At 64.7% G+C, this 13,277-nt stretch carries 13 protein-coding genes; 7 read left to right on the forward strand and 6 right to left on the reverse strand.

Features of this window, described 5'->3' with window-relative positions; genetic code table 11:
* The first annotated feature begins 36 nt into the window (after nucleotides 1-36).
* Complete coding sequence (locus tag A4F85_RS09670) at nucleotides 37-708, forward strand: ArsR/SmtB family transcription factor (protein ID WP_063326451.1); 672 nt, start codon at nucleotides 37-39, stop codon at nucleotides 706-708.
* On the opposite strand, the gene A4F85_RS09675 is transcribed toward A4F85_RS09670, so the two are convergent.
* From A4F85_RS09675 to A4F85_RS09685, 3 genes are all read right to left on the reverse strand, one after another.
* The gene (locus A4F85_RS09675) at nucleotides 705-1,292 is read right to left on the reverse strand and encodes a TetR/AcrR family transcriptional regulator (protein ID WP_063326452.1); all 588 of its coding nucleotides are present in this window, start codon (nucleotides 1,290-1,292) and stop codon (nucleotides 705-707) included. The two genes, A4F85_RS09670 and A4F85_RS09675, sit on opposite strands and share 4 nt — an antisense overlap.
* Nucleotides 1,285-1,884 carry a dihydrofolate reductase family protein gene (locus A4F85_RS09680; RefSeq protein WP_063327940.1) on the reverse strand — a complete coding sequence of 200 codons (600 nt, stop codon included), beginning with the start codon at nucleotides 1,882-1,884 and terminating at the stop codon, nucleotides 1,285-1,287. The genes A4F85_RS09675 and A4F85_RS09680 overlap by 8 nt, the downstream gene beginning before the upstream one ends.
* A 74-nt stretch (nucleotides 1,885-1,958) precedes the next feature.
* Entirely contained in the window at nucleotides 1,959-2,810 is an 852-nt protein-coding gene (locus tag A4F85_RS09685) for an EamA family transporter (RefSeq protein ID WP_063326453.1), read from the reverse strand.
* Between the two features lie 109 nt (nucleotides 2,811-2,919).
* Here A4F85_RS09685 and A4F85_RS09690 point away from each other — a divergent pair, with 109 nt between their 5' ends.
* The 5 genes from A4F85_RS09690 to A4F85_RS09705 all read left to right on the forward strand — a co-directional run bounded on the left by A4F85_RS09690 (nucleotide 2,920) and on the right by A4F85_RS09705 (nucleotide 7,495).
* Nucleotides 2,920-3,462 (forward strand): MarR family winged helix-turn-helix transcriptional regulator, encoded by a 543-nt coding sequence (locus tag A4F85_RS09690; RefSeq protein ID WP_063326454.1) that lies wholly within the window; start codon nucleotides 2,920-2,922, stop codon nucleotides 3,460-3,462.
* A gap of 97 nt (nucleotides 3,463-3,559) precedes the next feature.
* Complete coding sequence (locus A4F85_RS30510) at nucleotides 3,560-3,775, forward strand: hypothetical protein (RefSeq protein ID WP_156516994.1); 216 nt, start codon at nucleotides 3,560-3,562, stop codon at nucleotides 3,773-3,775.
* Nucleotides 3,776-4,153: 378 nt separating this feature from the next.
* Nucleotides 4,154-4,645, forward strand: a complete 492-nt coding sequence (locus A4F85_RS09695) for a response regulator transcription factor (protein ID WP_063326455.1) — start codon at nucleotides 4,154-4,156, stop codon at nucleotides 4,643-4,645.
* A 449-nt stretch (nucleotides 4,646-5,094) separates the two neighbouring features.
* On the forward strand, nucleotides 5,095-6,408 hold the full coding sequence (locus tag A4F85_RS09700) for a hypothetical protein (RefSeq protein ID WP_063326456.1): 1,314 nt from the start codon (nucleotides 5,095-5,097) through the stop codon (nucleotides 6,406-6,408).
* A gap of 76 nt (nucleotides 6,409-6,484) precedes the next feature.
* Nucleotides 6,485-7,495, forward strand: coding sequence for a hypothetical protein (locus A4F85_RS09705; RefSeq protein WP_063326457.1), 1,011 nt, complete (start codon nucleotides 6,485-6,487; stop codon nucleotides 7,493-7,495).
* 56 nt (nucleotides 7,496-7,551) lie between these two features.
* Here A4F85_RS09705 and A4F85_RS09710 read toward each other — a convergent pair whose 3' ends face one another.
* Nucleotides 7,552-10,002 (reverse strand): TonB-dependent siderophore receptor, encoded by a 2,451-nt coding sequence (locus tag A4F85_RS09710; RefSeq protein WP_063326458.1) that lies wholly within the window; start codon nucleotides 10,000-10,002, stop codon nucleotides 7,552-7,554.
* A 377-nt stretch (nucleotides 10,003-10,379) separates the two neighbouring features.
* On the opposite strand from A4F85_RS09710, the gene A4F85_RS30515 reads away from it, so the two are divergent.
* A complete protein-coding gene (locus A4F85_RS30515) occupies nucleotides 10,380-11,576 on the forward strand; it encodes a hypothetical protein (RefSeq protein WP_156516995.1) in 1,197 nt (398 codons plus the stop codon).
* A gap of 66 nt (nucleotides 11,577-11,642) precedes the next feature.
* Here the strand turns inward: A4F85_RS30515 and A4F85_RS09725 are convergent, their stop codons facing one another.
* Both A4F85_RS09725 and A4F85_RS09730 read right to left on the reverse strand, forming a co-directional pair.
* Nucleotides 11,643-12,686, reverse strand: coding sequence for a FecR family protein (locus A4F85_RS09725; RefSeq protein ID WP_231890516.1), 1,044 nt, complete (start codon nucleotides 12,684-12,686; stop codon nucleotides 11,643-11,645).
* Nucleotides 12,676-13,212, reverse strand: coding sequence for a sigma-70 family RNA polymerase sigma factor (locus tag A4F85_RS09730; RefSeq protein ID WP_043824270.1), 537 nt, complete (start codon nucleotides 13,210-13,212; stop codon nucleotides 12,676-12,678). The genes A4F85_RS09725 and A4F85_RS09730 overlap by 11 nt, the downstream gene beginning before the upstream one ends.
* Nucleotides 13,213-13,277 lie beyond the last annotated feature (65 nt).

The following is a 13,277-nucleotide window of genomic DNA, read 5'->3' on the forward strand; positions in this document are numbered from 1 at the left end:
TTGATTGAATGTTTGCGCGATGCTAGGCTATCCCCCATGAATCCGTCAAGCAGCCCTGTACCGATCGAGGCCTTCCCCGACCTGGCCGACCTGGCACGCACTCTGGGCCATGCCCACCGCCTCACCTTGCTGAGCCATGCGGCCGAAGGCGAGCAGCCCGTGGAGCGCCTGGCCGAGCTGTGCGGGCTGTCCGTGGCCAACACCTCCCAGCACCTGCAGCACCTCAAGCGCGCGGGCATGGTGCTCACACGGCGCGAGGGCAAGCATGTGCTGTACCGGCTGGGCGACGGGCCCATCACCGGCATCATCGATGCGCTGCACGACTATCTGCAATTCCGCCACGCCGAGATCCGCGCCGTGGTCTCCGACAGCCTGCGCCAGCGTGACCGTCTGGAAGCCGTTGCGCTGGACGAGCTGCTGCAGCGCATGCAGATGGACGACACCATCGTGCTGGACGTGCGTCCTCCAGCGGAATTCGCCCAGGGCCACCTGCCCGGGGCCGTCAACATTCCCCTGGAAGCGCTGGAAGGCGAGCTGGGCGCGCTGCCGCCCGACAAGGACATCGTGGCCTATTGCGGTGGCCAGTACTGCGTGCTCTCGGCCAATGCCGTCACGGCGCTGCGCGCCAGCGGCCGGGAGGCGCGGCGCTTCGAGGCAGGCTTCACCGGCTGGCAGCAGGCTGGACTGCGCGTGGAGGCCGGCGCCTAGCGCAGCAGCCGCGCCAGCCCCTGCTCGAACCGGCCATGCAAGGCCTGCGCGCCCTCGCCCGACAGGGCCAGCGCCAGCGCATGGCCATGCGTGTAGTCGATCAGCAGGTCCAGCAGCACGGCGGCATCGCCCTCGTTTTCGCCGGGCTCGCACTGCTGCACCTCGCCGCGCAGCCGCTGCGTGAAGGCGGCCAGCGAATCGGTGAACAGGGCCGGGTCGCCCAGAATGCACACCGTCAGCGCCGGATGGCGGCGCACGCGCTCCATGTAGCCCGCCAGCAGCGCCTGTACGCGCTGCGCCGGCGCAAGCCCAGACGAAGGTTCGGCCAGCGGCAGGCCATGCACGCGCTCCACCAAGCTGCGCATCAATTCCTGCTGGTCACCCACATGGTGGATTACCGACATGGGCGTAATGCCCAGCTGCCGCGCCAGCGGCCGCAGGCCAAAGCCCTGCGCGCCCACGGCCTCCAGCAAGGCCAGCCCGGCGTCCAGCACCTGATCGCGGCTGAGCGAGCGCCCGGCCGAGGGGCGCCCGCGCCGTGCAGCCTGTGCAGCCGATACAGCCGGTACAGCCTGCTCACTCATCGCCGCCACCGTTGCGCACCATGACCCGGCCGCCCGCCTCCACCCGGTAGCGCGTGCTCACCATGCCGCTGGGATAGGACTGGGAGGCCAGGCACGTCAACCGCAGATCGCAGCCGATATCACCAAACAGCGGCCGCCCCGCGCCAATCAGCACGGGCACGCGGGTGATCGTCATCTCGCCCACCTCACCCGCCGCCAGGAAGGCGCGGATCACGGCTCCGCCGTCGATATAGGCGCTGCTCCAGCCCTCGGCCCGCAGCTCGGCCACCAGTTGGGCAGGCTGGGCGGACGTGATGCGCAACTTGCCGCGCAGGTGGGCAGGCACATCGCCCGCGCCCAGCGTGCGGCTCATCACCACCACGGGCTTGTCGAACGGCCAGGACTCGAAGCCGAGCACGCTTTCATAGGTGGAGCGGCCCATGACGATGCCGTCCACCGTCTTCATGAAGGCCGCGTAGCCGTAGTCCTCGCCGCCATCGCCCCCGGCCGGCAGCCAGTCCAGCGAACCATCGGGCCGGGCAATGAAGCCATCGACCGAAGTGGCGATGAAGACCTTGCCGAATGCATTGCTGAGGGCTTTTGCGGGTGCCATGGCGATCTCTCCATCCAATTAAACATACACCGTATGATAAATAATCCGCAGCCTCCTGCCAACCATTCCCACGCTCAGGCGCCGCGCGAAGCAGACCACTGCACCGCCAGCACGCTGGCCAGCACCACCAGCAGGCCCAGGAAGGACATGCCCGTCATGGACTGCGACAGCAGCGCCCAGCCCAGGACCACGGCGGTGAGGGGGCTCAACAAGCCCAGCGAAGACACGGCCACCGAAGGCAGGCGCCCGATGCCGCGAAACCACAGCACATAGGCCAGCAGCGCGCCGGCAAGGCACAGGTAGGCATAGGCGCCCAGCTGGGTGGGCGACAGCACGGGCAGCGGCGCATCCACCCACCAGGCCAGCGGCAGCAGCATCAGCCCGCCAAACAGCAGTTGCCAGCCCGTCAGCGCCAGCACCGGCAAGTCCACGCGCCAGCGCCGCGTGAGCCAGGTGCCGGCCGCCATGCACACCGCGCCCGCCAATGCCGCCGCCATGCCCACAGGCTCGAACACCGTCTGCGGCGACAGCAGCAGCACTGCCATGCCCGCAATGCCCGCCACGGCGGCCCACAGCGTCAGCCGCGCGGGGACCCGCCCGTCCACGCCCCATGCCAGCGCCATCACCAGCAGCGGCTGCACGGCGCCGAGCACGGCCGCCAGCCCGCCCGGCAGCCGGTAGGCCGCCACGAACAACAGCGCCTGGAACACGCCGATGTTCAGCGCACCCAGCACCGCCAGCCGCCACCAGCCCGAACCCGCTGGCAGCCGCCGCGTGAACAGCACCAGCAGCAACCCGGCCGGCAGCACGCGGATCAGCGCAGCCGTGAACGGACGGTCTGGCGGCAGCAGCTCGGAAGTGACGATGTAGGTGGAGCCCCAGATGGCGGGCGCCAGCGCGGTCAGCAGGATGTCGCGCCAGGACATGGCGAGGCTGGCCGAGGGTGCGGAAGAAGAGGATGGCGAGGAGGACATGGCATTTATCTTCAATTCAAGACAAATCCATTATGCACGACTTATCTTAAAATCAAGACAAATGCCGAAACCCACCCTCCCCCGCCTGCCCGACCGGGTAGACACCATCCTCGAACAATGGGCGCGCGAACGCCCCGACCTGGACGCCAGCCCCATGGGCCCCATAGGCCGCATCAAGCGCTGCGCCGCCCTGCTGGAGCAGCGGCTGGAAGAGTGCTTTGCCCGCTTCGGCATGACCATGTGGGAATTCGACGTGCTGGCCACGCTGCGCCGCTCAGGCGCGCCCTTCTGCCTCACGCCCACGGCCCTGTTTTCCACGCTCATGGTCACCTCGGGCACCATGACCCACCGCATGAAAAGCCTGGAGACGCGCGGCCTGGTGCAGCGCCTGCCCAACCCGCAGGACGCGCGCAGCATGCTGGTGCAGCTCACCGACCAGGGGCTGGAGCTGATAGACCGCGCCGTGGAAGCGCACCTGGACAACGAGCGCGCCATGCTGGCGCCCATGCCCGTTGCCGAACTGGCCGCGCTGGACCAGCGGCTGTCCCTGCTGCTGCGCGTGCTGGAGGGCGGGCCTGACGAGGGCACCCGCCCTGCCCCCTGAACTGGCGTATGTCCAGGTCGTTGGGACTGGCGACGGTCGTGGTGCTCACGCCCTTCGTCATGACCCGGGAACGCTTTTGGCAAAAGAGGTGCTTCCCTTGAAGCACATCGCAGGCACCCAGCCGCTTCTCGATACGCCATGGCAGGAATTGCTTACCCGCATGTCTCAAGACCTGCGCAACAGCCCGCATCCTGGACTCGGCTGGGCAATGCCAGAAAATCCTGATCACGCAAGCGCGATCCACAGAAGACCATTGGCTTTCCCACAATCTGCTGCAAAAACCTTGGTGTCGAATTTTTGTAGCCAGATGTAATGATTTCACCAAAGATTTCCACTAAGATGTCCATTCCAACGGTGAAATGGCGATAACAGATTCTCAAACGACTTTGATACTCCCTCAACGCACCACACCATCTTGATAATGGTTTACTAATCTCCCGCCTTGGATACAAAAGGCTGCCACAGGCTGAATTCGCGCGATTTTCAATCGTTCAATGTTCGGGCTTTTTCCGGCTGATCCTTTACCGCACAATTTTCACACGAATGGCATGACGTCAGTTTACTCAGGCGGTAAACAGGCGGTTTAGCGAGTTATTCAATCTTTCAAACGGCACTGTGCAAAGCAGTCTCGCCGAGGCTTCGGCGTGGAATAGCCCTATGGCATCGGCACATAAAAAATGGGAGACATACCATGGATAGATCGGAAATAGTTTTAGTAAATAGCGAATGCCATCTCGATGCTGCGCATCCAATAGCAGATGAAGTCATCGCGTCTGCGCTCACCGCGCGCGAAATCGATGTACTCGAAGCGATGGCCAAAGGCCTCGGCTGCAAGGACATTGCGCACACGCTGGGCATCAGCGAACACACGGTACGCAAGCACCGCAGCAATATGTGTACGCGGTTGGGCCTGCGCAATGCCGTAGAACTCGTCACGCATGCCAGGCGGCAAGGCTGGTTGAGCGCTGCCCGCTCACCGCTCCCTCTATCTCCCCGCGAGCAGGAGGTGATGGTGCACGTGCTGGCGGGCCAGACCAGCAAGGAGATCGCACGTTCGCTTTACCTCAGCGACTTGACCGTGCGCAAGCATCGCGAAAACATTCTGCGCAAACTGGGCCTGACAAGCACCGCCCAATTGCAGACATTCGCGCCAACGGCAACTCGCAATGGCGGCAGCATCTGATATCCAGGCCAGCATGCATCGCCTGTCCGTGCTCACCGAATACGACATTGGAAGTATTCCATCCTCCTGATGCAATTGGGCATGATGAGTCCAACGAATACTTATGACGGCTTGAGCAGGCGCGAGTGCATTCCAGGTTTGCGCGGTTGATATGGAATATCCGCGCGAGCCTTGAAAGGCTGCAAAGGCTCATATCCATTCACCTCTTCGCCTCTACGGTCAGCGTCCGTCGAGGCATCTTCCCGGCGCCCACGTGTCGGATTCCTGCACGCAACTCAAAGGAGTATCCCGCCATGAACCACTCTTCGCGGTCACCACCTGAGATTTCTCCCGGGCACCCCATGCCTTAGGCCCAATACCGGGCAATCATTCTCATTGGCAAAGAAAAGCGTTCATGACTTCAAACCTCATGTCGCTCCCTATTCATTCAATTTCAGGAATTGCACGCCATGTCAGATCAAGCCATGTTCAGCCAGTTGTACAACGCCCTTGTCGATAATCTCGGCACCCCGAATTTCCAGTTGCTTGGCACCCCCAAGGACTTCAGCTGGGGCACGGCTCCGACCGGGCAATGGGACGCGGCGGCCTATCAGGTCGTCAGCGGCATGCCGCAGTGGTCTGCGATCGGTCAGTACGGCAGCCTCGATGCGACGCTCTTCGACGCCGTTCGCCAGATCTTCGGTCACGTGACATTCAAGGTCAGCCCCGAGCAGCAGGCCGATCAGACAGCGCTGGCCAACCTGTGCGTCCAGAAAAGCAATGCGATCGTCAAGGCCAACAGCGACATGAACCAGGTCTACCTGAGTGCAAAGCAGAACGGCGGCTTGATATTCGCGGCCCGCTACCCTGACATCAACACGTGGATCAGCAACGCGCCGGAGGCTGCTGCCTACGTTGCCACCATCCAGGCGGCCACCAACGCCTACAACCAGGCGGTCAAGATGAAGATGGAGCTGGAGCGGGCCAGCATGCCCAGCGATCTGCAGCGCGCCATCGACATGATGCAGACGCCGTCGGGCGACCCCGCCACGAACAACGCACCGGCAGGCTGGACCAAGGTGCCGGATGGCTCGGGCATCCTGCGCTGGCAGCCGGACTTCCACATCGACACGAACGGCGCGGACTGGCGCGCATCGCTCAGCAACGGCAGCGCAGGCGCGTTCTCGATCGCGATGAAATCTTCGCAATCGAGCAGCGACTTCAAGTCCTCGTTTGCCAAGGGCTCGACCAGCGCTGGCAACTTCTTCTGGAGCGTCAACGCATCGGGCGGCTGGAGCAAGTCCGACCTGTTCAACCAGGACTCGAGCTCGGCAGTGAAGATCAGCTGCGAGTCCTCCACCCGCGTGAAGGTGAATCCGGGCGACTGGTACCCGGGCGGCTTCATGAGCGAACTGGCCAAGGCACAGCAGGGGCCGAACGGCCAGGGCTACACCATCGTCGCCCCTTGGGTGGCAAACGGCGGCCCGGGATCGAGCTCCCTGTTCGGCCCGAACGGCATCGTCGCGGCACGGGTGTCCGAGCTGCTGGTCGTCTACAAGCCTTCGTTCGAGATCACGATGAGCGCCAACACCTACCAGCAGAACAAGCAGGCCTTCGAGGCCAGCGCGGGTGTGCGCATCGGACCCTTCACCTTCGGTGGCACGGGCGGCCACCAGTCCGAGTACACCAAGAGCACCGCACAGGCCAATACCTTCAAGGGCAGCAGCACCTCGGTGAACCCGCAAATCATCGGCGTGATCGTCGACTTCCCGGGCATCCACTGACCTGAAGACCAGCGGGTGGGCGGGACTGGCGGGTCCCGCCCACCCCGCCCACCCCCGTCAACCGGAGACAGCGTTCATGAACGTGATCCATCAGTTCCTCGGCGGCCTGGCTGATCTGGTGCCTCCGCCCCCAAGGGCCCCAAGCGTATCGAGCGGGCCGAAAACCGGCATGGTGTTCAAGCGCTCGGCATCCATTTCGGCGCCGCTGGTGCGGGGGCAGATGCTGATGCCGGTGACCGCGTGGAACTGGCCGGATCCAGTGACCGGCACCATGGCCGACGCGCAGTTTCTCTTTGCAGATACGGTGCCCCAGTCCGCTGCCAATGGCGCGCTGTACCAAGCGTCGGGGCGCAGCTTTTCGCAGGGATACAAGACCTTTCTACAGGTACTCGAAGCCTGCAAATTTCCCTATCAGTCGATGCTTGCAGGCGCCATGCAGAAGATGGCAACGCCTGCGGGCGAACCTGCATACTCGCCCACTCCGGTGGGATGGACCAAGGTGTACGAGACCGGCTACCTCCAGTGGAAACCGATCTGGACACTGCCCAAGAGTTCGTCGGAGTGGAGCGCAGCAGTGGCTGTCGGCACGATCGCAAACCCCGGCACCTTGCGCTTGAATCTCAACGACACATCCGGCGCAGGGCCGCAGGCTCCGGCGTCTTTGCAGGCCCTGGACGCTTCCGGCCGCGTCCTTGCGCTACCCGCAGCTTCGCTGGAGACGGTCACGATCACCTCTGAATGCTGGGACCAAGTGCCGATCTACCCCGGCAGCTGGTACGACGCCTCGATGGTGGCGCTGGGTCGCGGCCTGGTGCCGGATGCAGGCGTATTCTTCGGGCCTGGCGGCCTGATGGCGTGCCGTGTGTCAACTTTCTACGTCGCGTTGAAACCCAGCTTCGACTTCACTGCCGCAGCGCCGATACCCGCCTCGCTGCGCCAGACGCTGGATGAGGCGGACACCGTGCAGGCCATGGGTGTGACGGTTCAGCGCGCAAGCGGAGACGGGCAGCCAAACCAGGCCTTGCGCCTCGTGAACACGGACCCTGCACCCGTCATCGTGGCCGTGAGCCTTGAAACCTTGGCGTGATTCGTCACGTCCACCGCCATATCCACCGTCACGTCCACCGTCACCCCAGCCCCCGCCTACCAGCGGTAGGTGGCCGTGGCCACTGCCTGCCGCAGCTCGCCGTAGCGGCAGCTGCCTGCGCTGCAGTTGCTCAGATAGGCCTTGTTGCCCAGGTTGCGCAGGTTCAGCGCCAGGCTCCAGCGCTGCAGGTCGTAGGCGACCAGGGCATCCACCACCGTGTACGAAGGCAGCGGGGCCGCTGCCGATTCCTGGTAGCCGCGGTTGGAGCCCATGTAGCGCGCTCCAATCCCCACCCGCAGGCCGATTGCAAAGCGGTAGTCGGCCCATACCGACAGCTGATTGCGCGACACCGCCTGCATCTGCTTGCCAACCTCCGAAGGCGTGCTGCTGGCCGTGACGATGGCCTTGGGCGTATAGGTATAGGCCGCGATCACGTTCAGGTTCTTCAGCGGTTGGAACGCGGCCTCCAGCTCCAGCCCGCGCACCGCAATCTCGCCGGTCTGCCGGGGCAGGAACTCCGGCGTGTAGGTGATGTAGTTCCTGCGGCGCAGATCGAAGATGGCGGCGCTGTAGCGGCCTTTTCCATCTGTCGGCACATAGCGCACGCCGGCCTCGTACTGGCGCCCGGTTTCGGGCTTGAGCGGCGTATTGGTCTCCGGGTCCATGGTCACCGTGGGCGAGAACGACTCGGAATAGCTCACATAGGGCGCCCAGCCGCTGGGGTGCAGATAGACCAGTCCCGCGCGGCTGGTGAACTTGTGGTCGTTGATGCGCGTGCGGCTGCCGTCGATATGGCTGCTCACCGTGGCCGAGGCGCTGTCGTACCGGCCCCCCACCGTGGCCACCCAGTCGTTCCACTTGATCTGGTCCTGCAGGTAGATGCCCGTCTGTGTCAGCCGCGTGCGGGCGTCGAACCAGGGATCACCGGGCACCACATCGTTCGTATACACCGGCGCATAGCCGTCGATGCCCGACACCGTGCCCGCGTTGTAGGTGCGCTGGTCATTGCGCGAGCCCTGGTAGTCCAGCCCCGCCAGAAACGTGTGCTGCCAATCGCCCAGCCGCAGCTTGGCCTGGGCCTGGTTGTCTATGGTCAGCAGCCGCGCCCGCTCCTTGCTGCCGAACGGAAAGCGGTTGAGCCGCCGGAAATTGGCCGGGTCCAGCGGATCGGCAGGGTTGACGGTGGCGAAATCGCTCTGGTTGTAGACCTGCTGGTAGTCCACCTTGATGGCGCCGTAGCGCGCGTTCTGGCGCAGCGTCCAGGTGTCGTTCAGGCGGTGCTCGAACAGATAGCCCAGCATCCACTGGTCCTGATTGAAATGGTCGAATCCCGGCTCGCCCACATAGGTGCCCGGCGAGAACTTGCCGTTGGGATTGGGCAGCAGCGTGCCCACCTCGGGAAAGCTGCCGTAGGAGCTGCCATCGCGTATGCGCAGATAGTGCGCCAGCACGGTCAGCGAGGTATCGGTGGAGGGCTTCCACGTCAGCGAAGGCGCCAGGTACACCCGGTCATTGGGCAGGCCGCTGGCCTGCAGCTCGGCATCGCGCACCATGCCGGTCACGCGGTACTGCAGCGTGCCCTGCGCATCCAGCGCCCCCGCAAAATCCCCGCCCACCTGGCGCCGCCCATGGTTACCCACCTGCACCTGCAGCTCACGCAGCGGCTCGCCCGTGGGCCGCTTGCTGACCACGTTGACCATGCCGCCCGGCCCCGTCTGCCCATACAGCACCGAGGATGGGCCGCGCAGCACCTCGATGCGCTCCGTGCCGTAGTTCTCCGTCTGCCACACGGCCCAGCCGTTGTTGTTGCGCAGCGGCAGGCCGTCCAGGTAGTAGCCGGGCGTCTGCGCATCAAAGCCGCGGATGATGGTCCAGTCAAAGCGCGAATCCGCACCCCAGGGCGACACATTGATGCCCGGCGTATAGGCCAGCGCATCCTTGAGCCGCAGCGCCCCGCTGGCGTTGATGAAATCCGAAGTCACCACCGAGATCGACTGCGGCGTCTCCTCCAGCGGCGTATCGGTCTTGGTGGCCGTGGCGCTGCGCCGGGCCACATAGCCGGGCACCGGCCCCGTGGCCGTCTCGGCATCCACCGCCCCGCTCACGGTCACCGTGGGCAGGCGCGGCATCTCCCTGGCTGCCGGAGACACTGCCTCAGGCGCGGGCTGCGGTGCGGCCCGCAGCACATAGCCGCCGGGCGTCCTCGCCAGCACATAGCCGCTGCCGCGCAGCAAAAGCCCGAAGCCCTCCTCCACCCCGTGGCGGCCCTGCAGCCCCGCAGAGCGCAGGCCGCGCAGCTGGTTGGCATCGATCGCAATCGCCACGCCCGCCTGCAGCGCAAAGCGATTCAGCGCATCGGCCAGCGGGCCGGCCGGTACGTCATAGACCACGGCCTGTGCCGGGGCCTGCGCCCATGCAGCGCCCGTTCCCGCAGCCGCCAGCGTGGCGACGGCAGCGGCTATGGCAAGCCTGGAGAACAGCCCCGGCAGCGGCATCGGCATCGGCATCGGTAACGGCAGACGGCGGGCGCGGCCCCTGTGGGTAGGCAATGGCATGGCGGAGGATTCCTTCCTTGGTTCGTTGGTGTCTTCCAAGGCTTGACGCACGAACTTCGCAAAGGCGAACCGCAAGACGAAAAAAGTGACCGGCATCCATCACGCATATCCAAAGCCCTGATCCGGATATCCAGAGCCGATGCAGCTTTTCCACACACCAACAATCCAAAAACACTACAATGCGCGGCGGTGCCCACCGTGCTTGCACACGAGCAAAAAAAGGCTTTCTCTTCTTGCGAATAGACGTCATCTTCGACTAATCCCCTGGGGCACTGTCGGGCCTTAAACGTGTGCGCTTTCCCGGCAATGTGCTCCTGGAAAGGTTGAACATGAACGCGAAGAATCTCGCACACAGCATTCAAGCCAGCCTGCGCACGGCTGCAAGCCTGGATGTCAAACGCTCCCATATCCATGAACTGATCGCTGCCGCCTTCGGCCATGGCAGCCAGGCCGCGATGCTGGCCACAGGAATACCCTGTTCAATGCCGCAGCCGCTGGCGAATTGCCAAGAGCTGGATGGGCTGGCCGCCTCTCGTCGTGCAGTTGCACTTGGGTATCCAGTGAATGCTGCCGCACAGGCTGGGCCTCTCGTTGTAGCGGCAATCGAGCAGGCCGGGCTTTGCCTGCTATCCCTGGATCTGGTACTGAGCCTGTTGCTTGAGGGACAGACTGAGCTGCATGACTGGCATCTTGTGCCGGAGGAGCCTCGTTCAGATAACGAAACCTCGTTTGATGAAGAACTTGAACTCGAGTACCTGGACGACGAGGCATGGCATGCCGGCCAACGGGATCAAGAAACTGCCTTTGTGAATCTGATGGACGATGAGGTTGTTTCTGCGCTCGCTTTGGCTGCCGAGCGCTCGGATGGGCGTGCACACCTGGCTCTGGCACTTTTGTGCATGGGTGGCGAAGATGGAGATGGATTTGAGCAATCGAGCTCCGCCGATGGTCGCTACTGGCACGAAAGAGAGCAATCGGGACATGTATTGACAGGAGTGGAGAAAGAGTGGTCCGACATCTATCGGCAACGCATTGAACGCCAGAGTCTTGCCAAGTTTCATCTCGAAACCGCTGCAGAACTTCGGCAACCCGACGCCTTGCTGCTCATGGCACGCCAGACTCAAGATCCCCGCTTCTTCGAGCTTCAGGCGCCGCAGGTGCACGCTCACCCAATCTTGGTCGCAAGAGTGGCAGAAAACATGGGTTATCGGGAGGAAGCGACCTTCTGGTTGACGAAGGCAGCAGAGAGTGGGCACATGGATGCCATGCGGGAACTCATCGAAGACCAGCATTCGAACAATCCACTCATGTGCTGGACCTGGTACCACCTCGCCAAGCTCCATGGAAAAGATTTGACAAGGGACGACTACCGCGCCATCAATGAAGACGGGTCTTCGTACGATGACGACGTAGGTGGGCCCATGTTTGCTGCCGGTGAGGACGGCGTCGTACCGCCGGATGCAAGTGCCTCCGTGCAACTGGCGGCTGAAGCCCGCGCCCAGGAAATCTTTTCTCGTCAATCTTGACCAAGCACCGCCCGAAAGGTTACACGGCATCCAGCGCCGGGTAACTGTTCGGGCGTTGCCGCAGCGTCATGGCGCATCCACCAACACCAGCCACGGTGTCAACGTGCGAATGCGCAGCTCGGGAAAACTGCTCATCAGCAGCTGCAGCGCGCGGTCCGTATCGTCAAGCGGCAGCACGGCGCTCACGCGCAGGTGGTGGATCTGTGCGCTGTCGTAGCGGATATGGCCGGGCCGGTGGCGGGCCAGCGCATCCAGCACCTCGGCCAGGGGCTGGTCGCTCACCACCAGCTGGTGCTGGCGCCAGGCATCCGCCAGGCCACGGGCGTCCATGACCTGCACGGGCCCCAGGCCGTGGTCCGTGATGCGCACACGCTGGCCGGCATCCACCGTGGCGGAGTCCTGGCCGCCCGCAGCGGCCTGCGCCGCCACGCGCGACTCCAGCACGCTCAACACCGTGGCATCGGCCTGCCGGTCCACCACAAAGCGCGTGCCCAGCGCACGCAGGCTGCCCTGCGCCGTCTCCACCACAAAGGGGCGCGATGCATCGCGGGCCACATCGACCAGAATCTCGCCCTGCACCAGCTCCACCGTGCGGCGCTGCTCGTCATAACGCAGGTTCACCGCGCTGCCACTGGCCAGGGTGATGCGCGTGCCATCCGCCAGCGCCCGGGTCTGCCACTGGCCTGTGGCCGTGCGCAGGTCCGCCATCAGATAGCCCGGTGGCCAGGCCTGCAATGCCACCCAGGCCGGCAAGGCCAGCACGGCAGCCAGCATCAGGGCCGCACCGGCACGCCGCGTGCGCCGAGCCCGGCGTGTCTGCCCATCCTGCTTTCTTCCAGCGCTGCCCGACGCATCCAGCGCCGCACGGGCTGGCCGGCTGCCGGCCGGGCCGCTGCGCGCAGCCTGCAGGCGGTCCAGAAACTGCTCCATGTCCAGGGCGGCGGCCGCATGGCGCGGGTCGGCACGCTTCCATGCTTCAAAGCCCGCGCGGGCCGTGGCGCATTCGGCCTCGTCATCGCCCGTCAGCGCCACAAGCCACTGCGCCGCCTGCTCGGCCAGGGCATCGTCATTCGGCCCTGCGCCGGGCATGCGCTCCGCTCTACCGGACATGCTCGGCCACGGCAGGGCAATGGGCGCGGCAGTGCAGCAGCGCCTGCACCAGGTACTTCTGCACCATGCGCGTGGAAACACCCAGGCCTTGTGCAATCTCGGCCTGCGGCTGCTCGTCCAGGTAGTGGCGCAGAAACGCCTCGCGCGGGCGCTCGGCCAGCCCCTCCAGCGCAGCGCCAATCTGCTCCAGCGCCTGCACCGCCATCAGGATTTCTTCGGGCGCCGGATAGCCGGGCAGGCTTTGCGCCACCAGCGCCAGCTCATCCAGATAGGCCTGCGCCATGGCCTGGCGCCGCGCCCGGTCCACCAGCAGCCGCCTGGCCGTGGTCGTCAGATAGGCGCGCGGTTCCGCCATGCCCAGCAACGCATCGCGCGACGCCAGGATGCGCACAAACGTGTCATGCGCCACATCGGCCGCATCAAACGCATTGCCCACCCTGCGCCGCAGCCAGCCGCGCAACCAGCCATGGTGGTCGGCATAAAGGGCAGCCATGCGTTGCTGCAGCGCGGATTCGGTGGAAGACACGGTTTCTTCTGCGCTGCGCCCGGGGCAAGGCGGCAGCTGCAGCGGCGGAATTGAGAATGAAACGC

The sequence above is a fragment of the Delftia sp. GW456-R20 genome (assembly GCF_001622915.1).
In the GTDB taxonomy this organism is placed as follows: Bacteria; Pseudomonadota; Gammaproteobacteria; order Burkholderiales; family Burkholderiaceae_C; genus Comamonas; species Comamonas acidovorans.

Coding starts and splice junctions, on each gene's coding strand:
- A4F85_RS09695 (WP_063326455.1), top strand. CDS start 4,154: ATGGATAGATCGGAAATAGTTTTAGTAAATAGCGAATGCCATCTCGAT.
- A4F85_RS30515 (WP_156516995.1), top strand. CDS start 10,380: ATGAACGCGAAGAATCTCGCACACAGCATTCAAGCCAGCCTGCGCACG.
- A4F85_RS09685 (WP_063326453.1), bottom strand. CDS start 2,810: ATGTCCTGGCGCGACATCCTGCTGACCGCGCTGGCGCCCGCCATCTGG.
- A4F85_RS09725 (WP_231890516.1), bottom strand. CDS start 12,686: ATGTCCGGTAGAGCGGAGCGCATGCCCGGCGCAGGGCCGAATGACGAT.
- A4F85_RS09710 (WP_063326458.1), bottom strand. CDS start 10,002: ATGCCGATGCCGATGCCGCTGCCGGGGCTGTTCTCCAGGCTTGCCATA.
- A4F85_RS09670 (WP_063326451.1), top strand. CDS start 37: ATGAATCCGTCAAGCAGCCCTGTACCGATCGAGGCCTTCCCCGACCTG.
- A4F85_RS09690 (WP_063326454.1), top strand. CDS start 2,920: ATGCCGAAACCCACCCTCCCCCGCCTGCCCGACCGGGTAGACACCATC.
- A4F85_RS09680 (WP_063327940.1), bottom strand. CDS start 1,884: ATGGCACCCGCAAAAGCCCTCAGCAATGCATTCGGCAAGGTCTTCATC.
- A4F85_RS09675 (WP_063326452.1), bottom strand. CDS start 1,292: ATGAGTGAGCAGGCTGTACCGGCTGTATCGGCTGCACAGGCTGCACGG.
- A4F85_RS09705 (WP_063326457.1), top strand. CDS start 6,485: ATGAACGTGATCCATCAGTTCCTCGGCGGCCTGGCTGATCTGGTGCCT.
- A4F85_RS09700 (WP_063326456.1), top strand. CDS start 5,095: ATGTCAGATCAAGCCATGTTCAGCCAGTTGTACAACGCCCTTGTCGAT.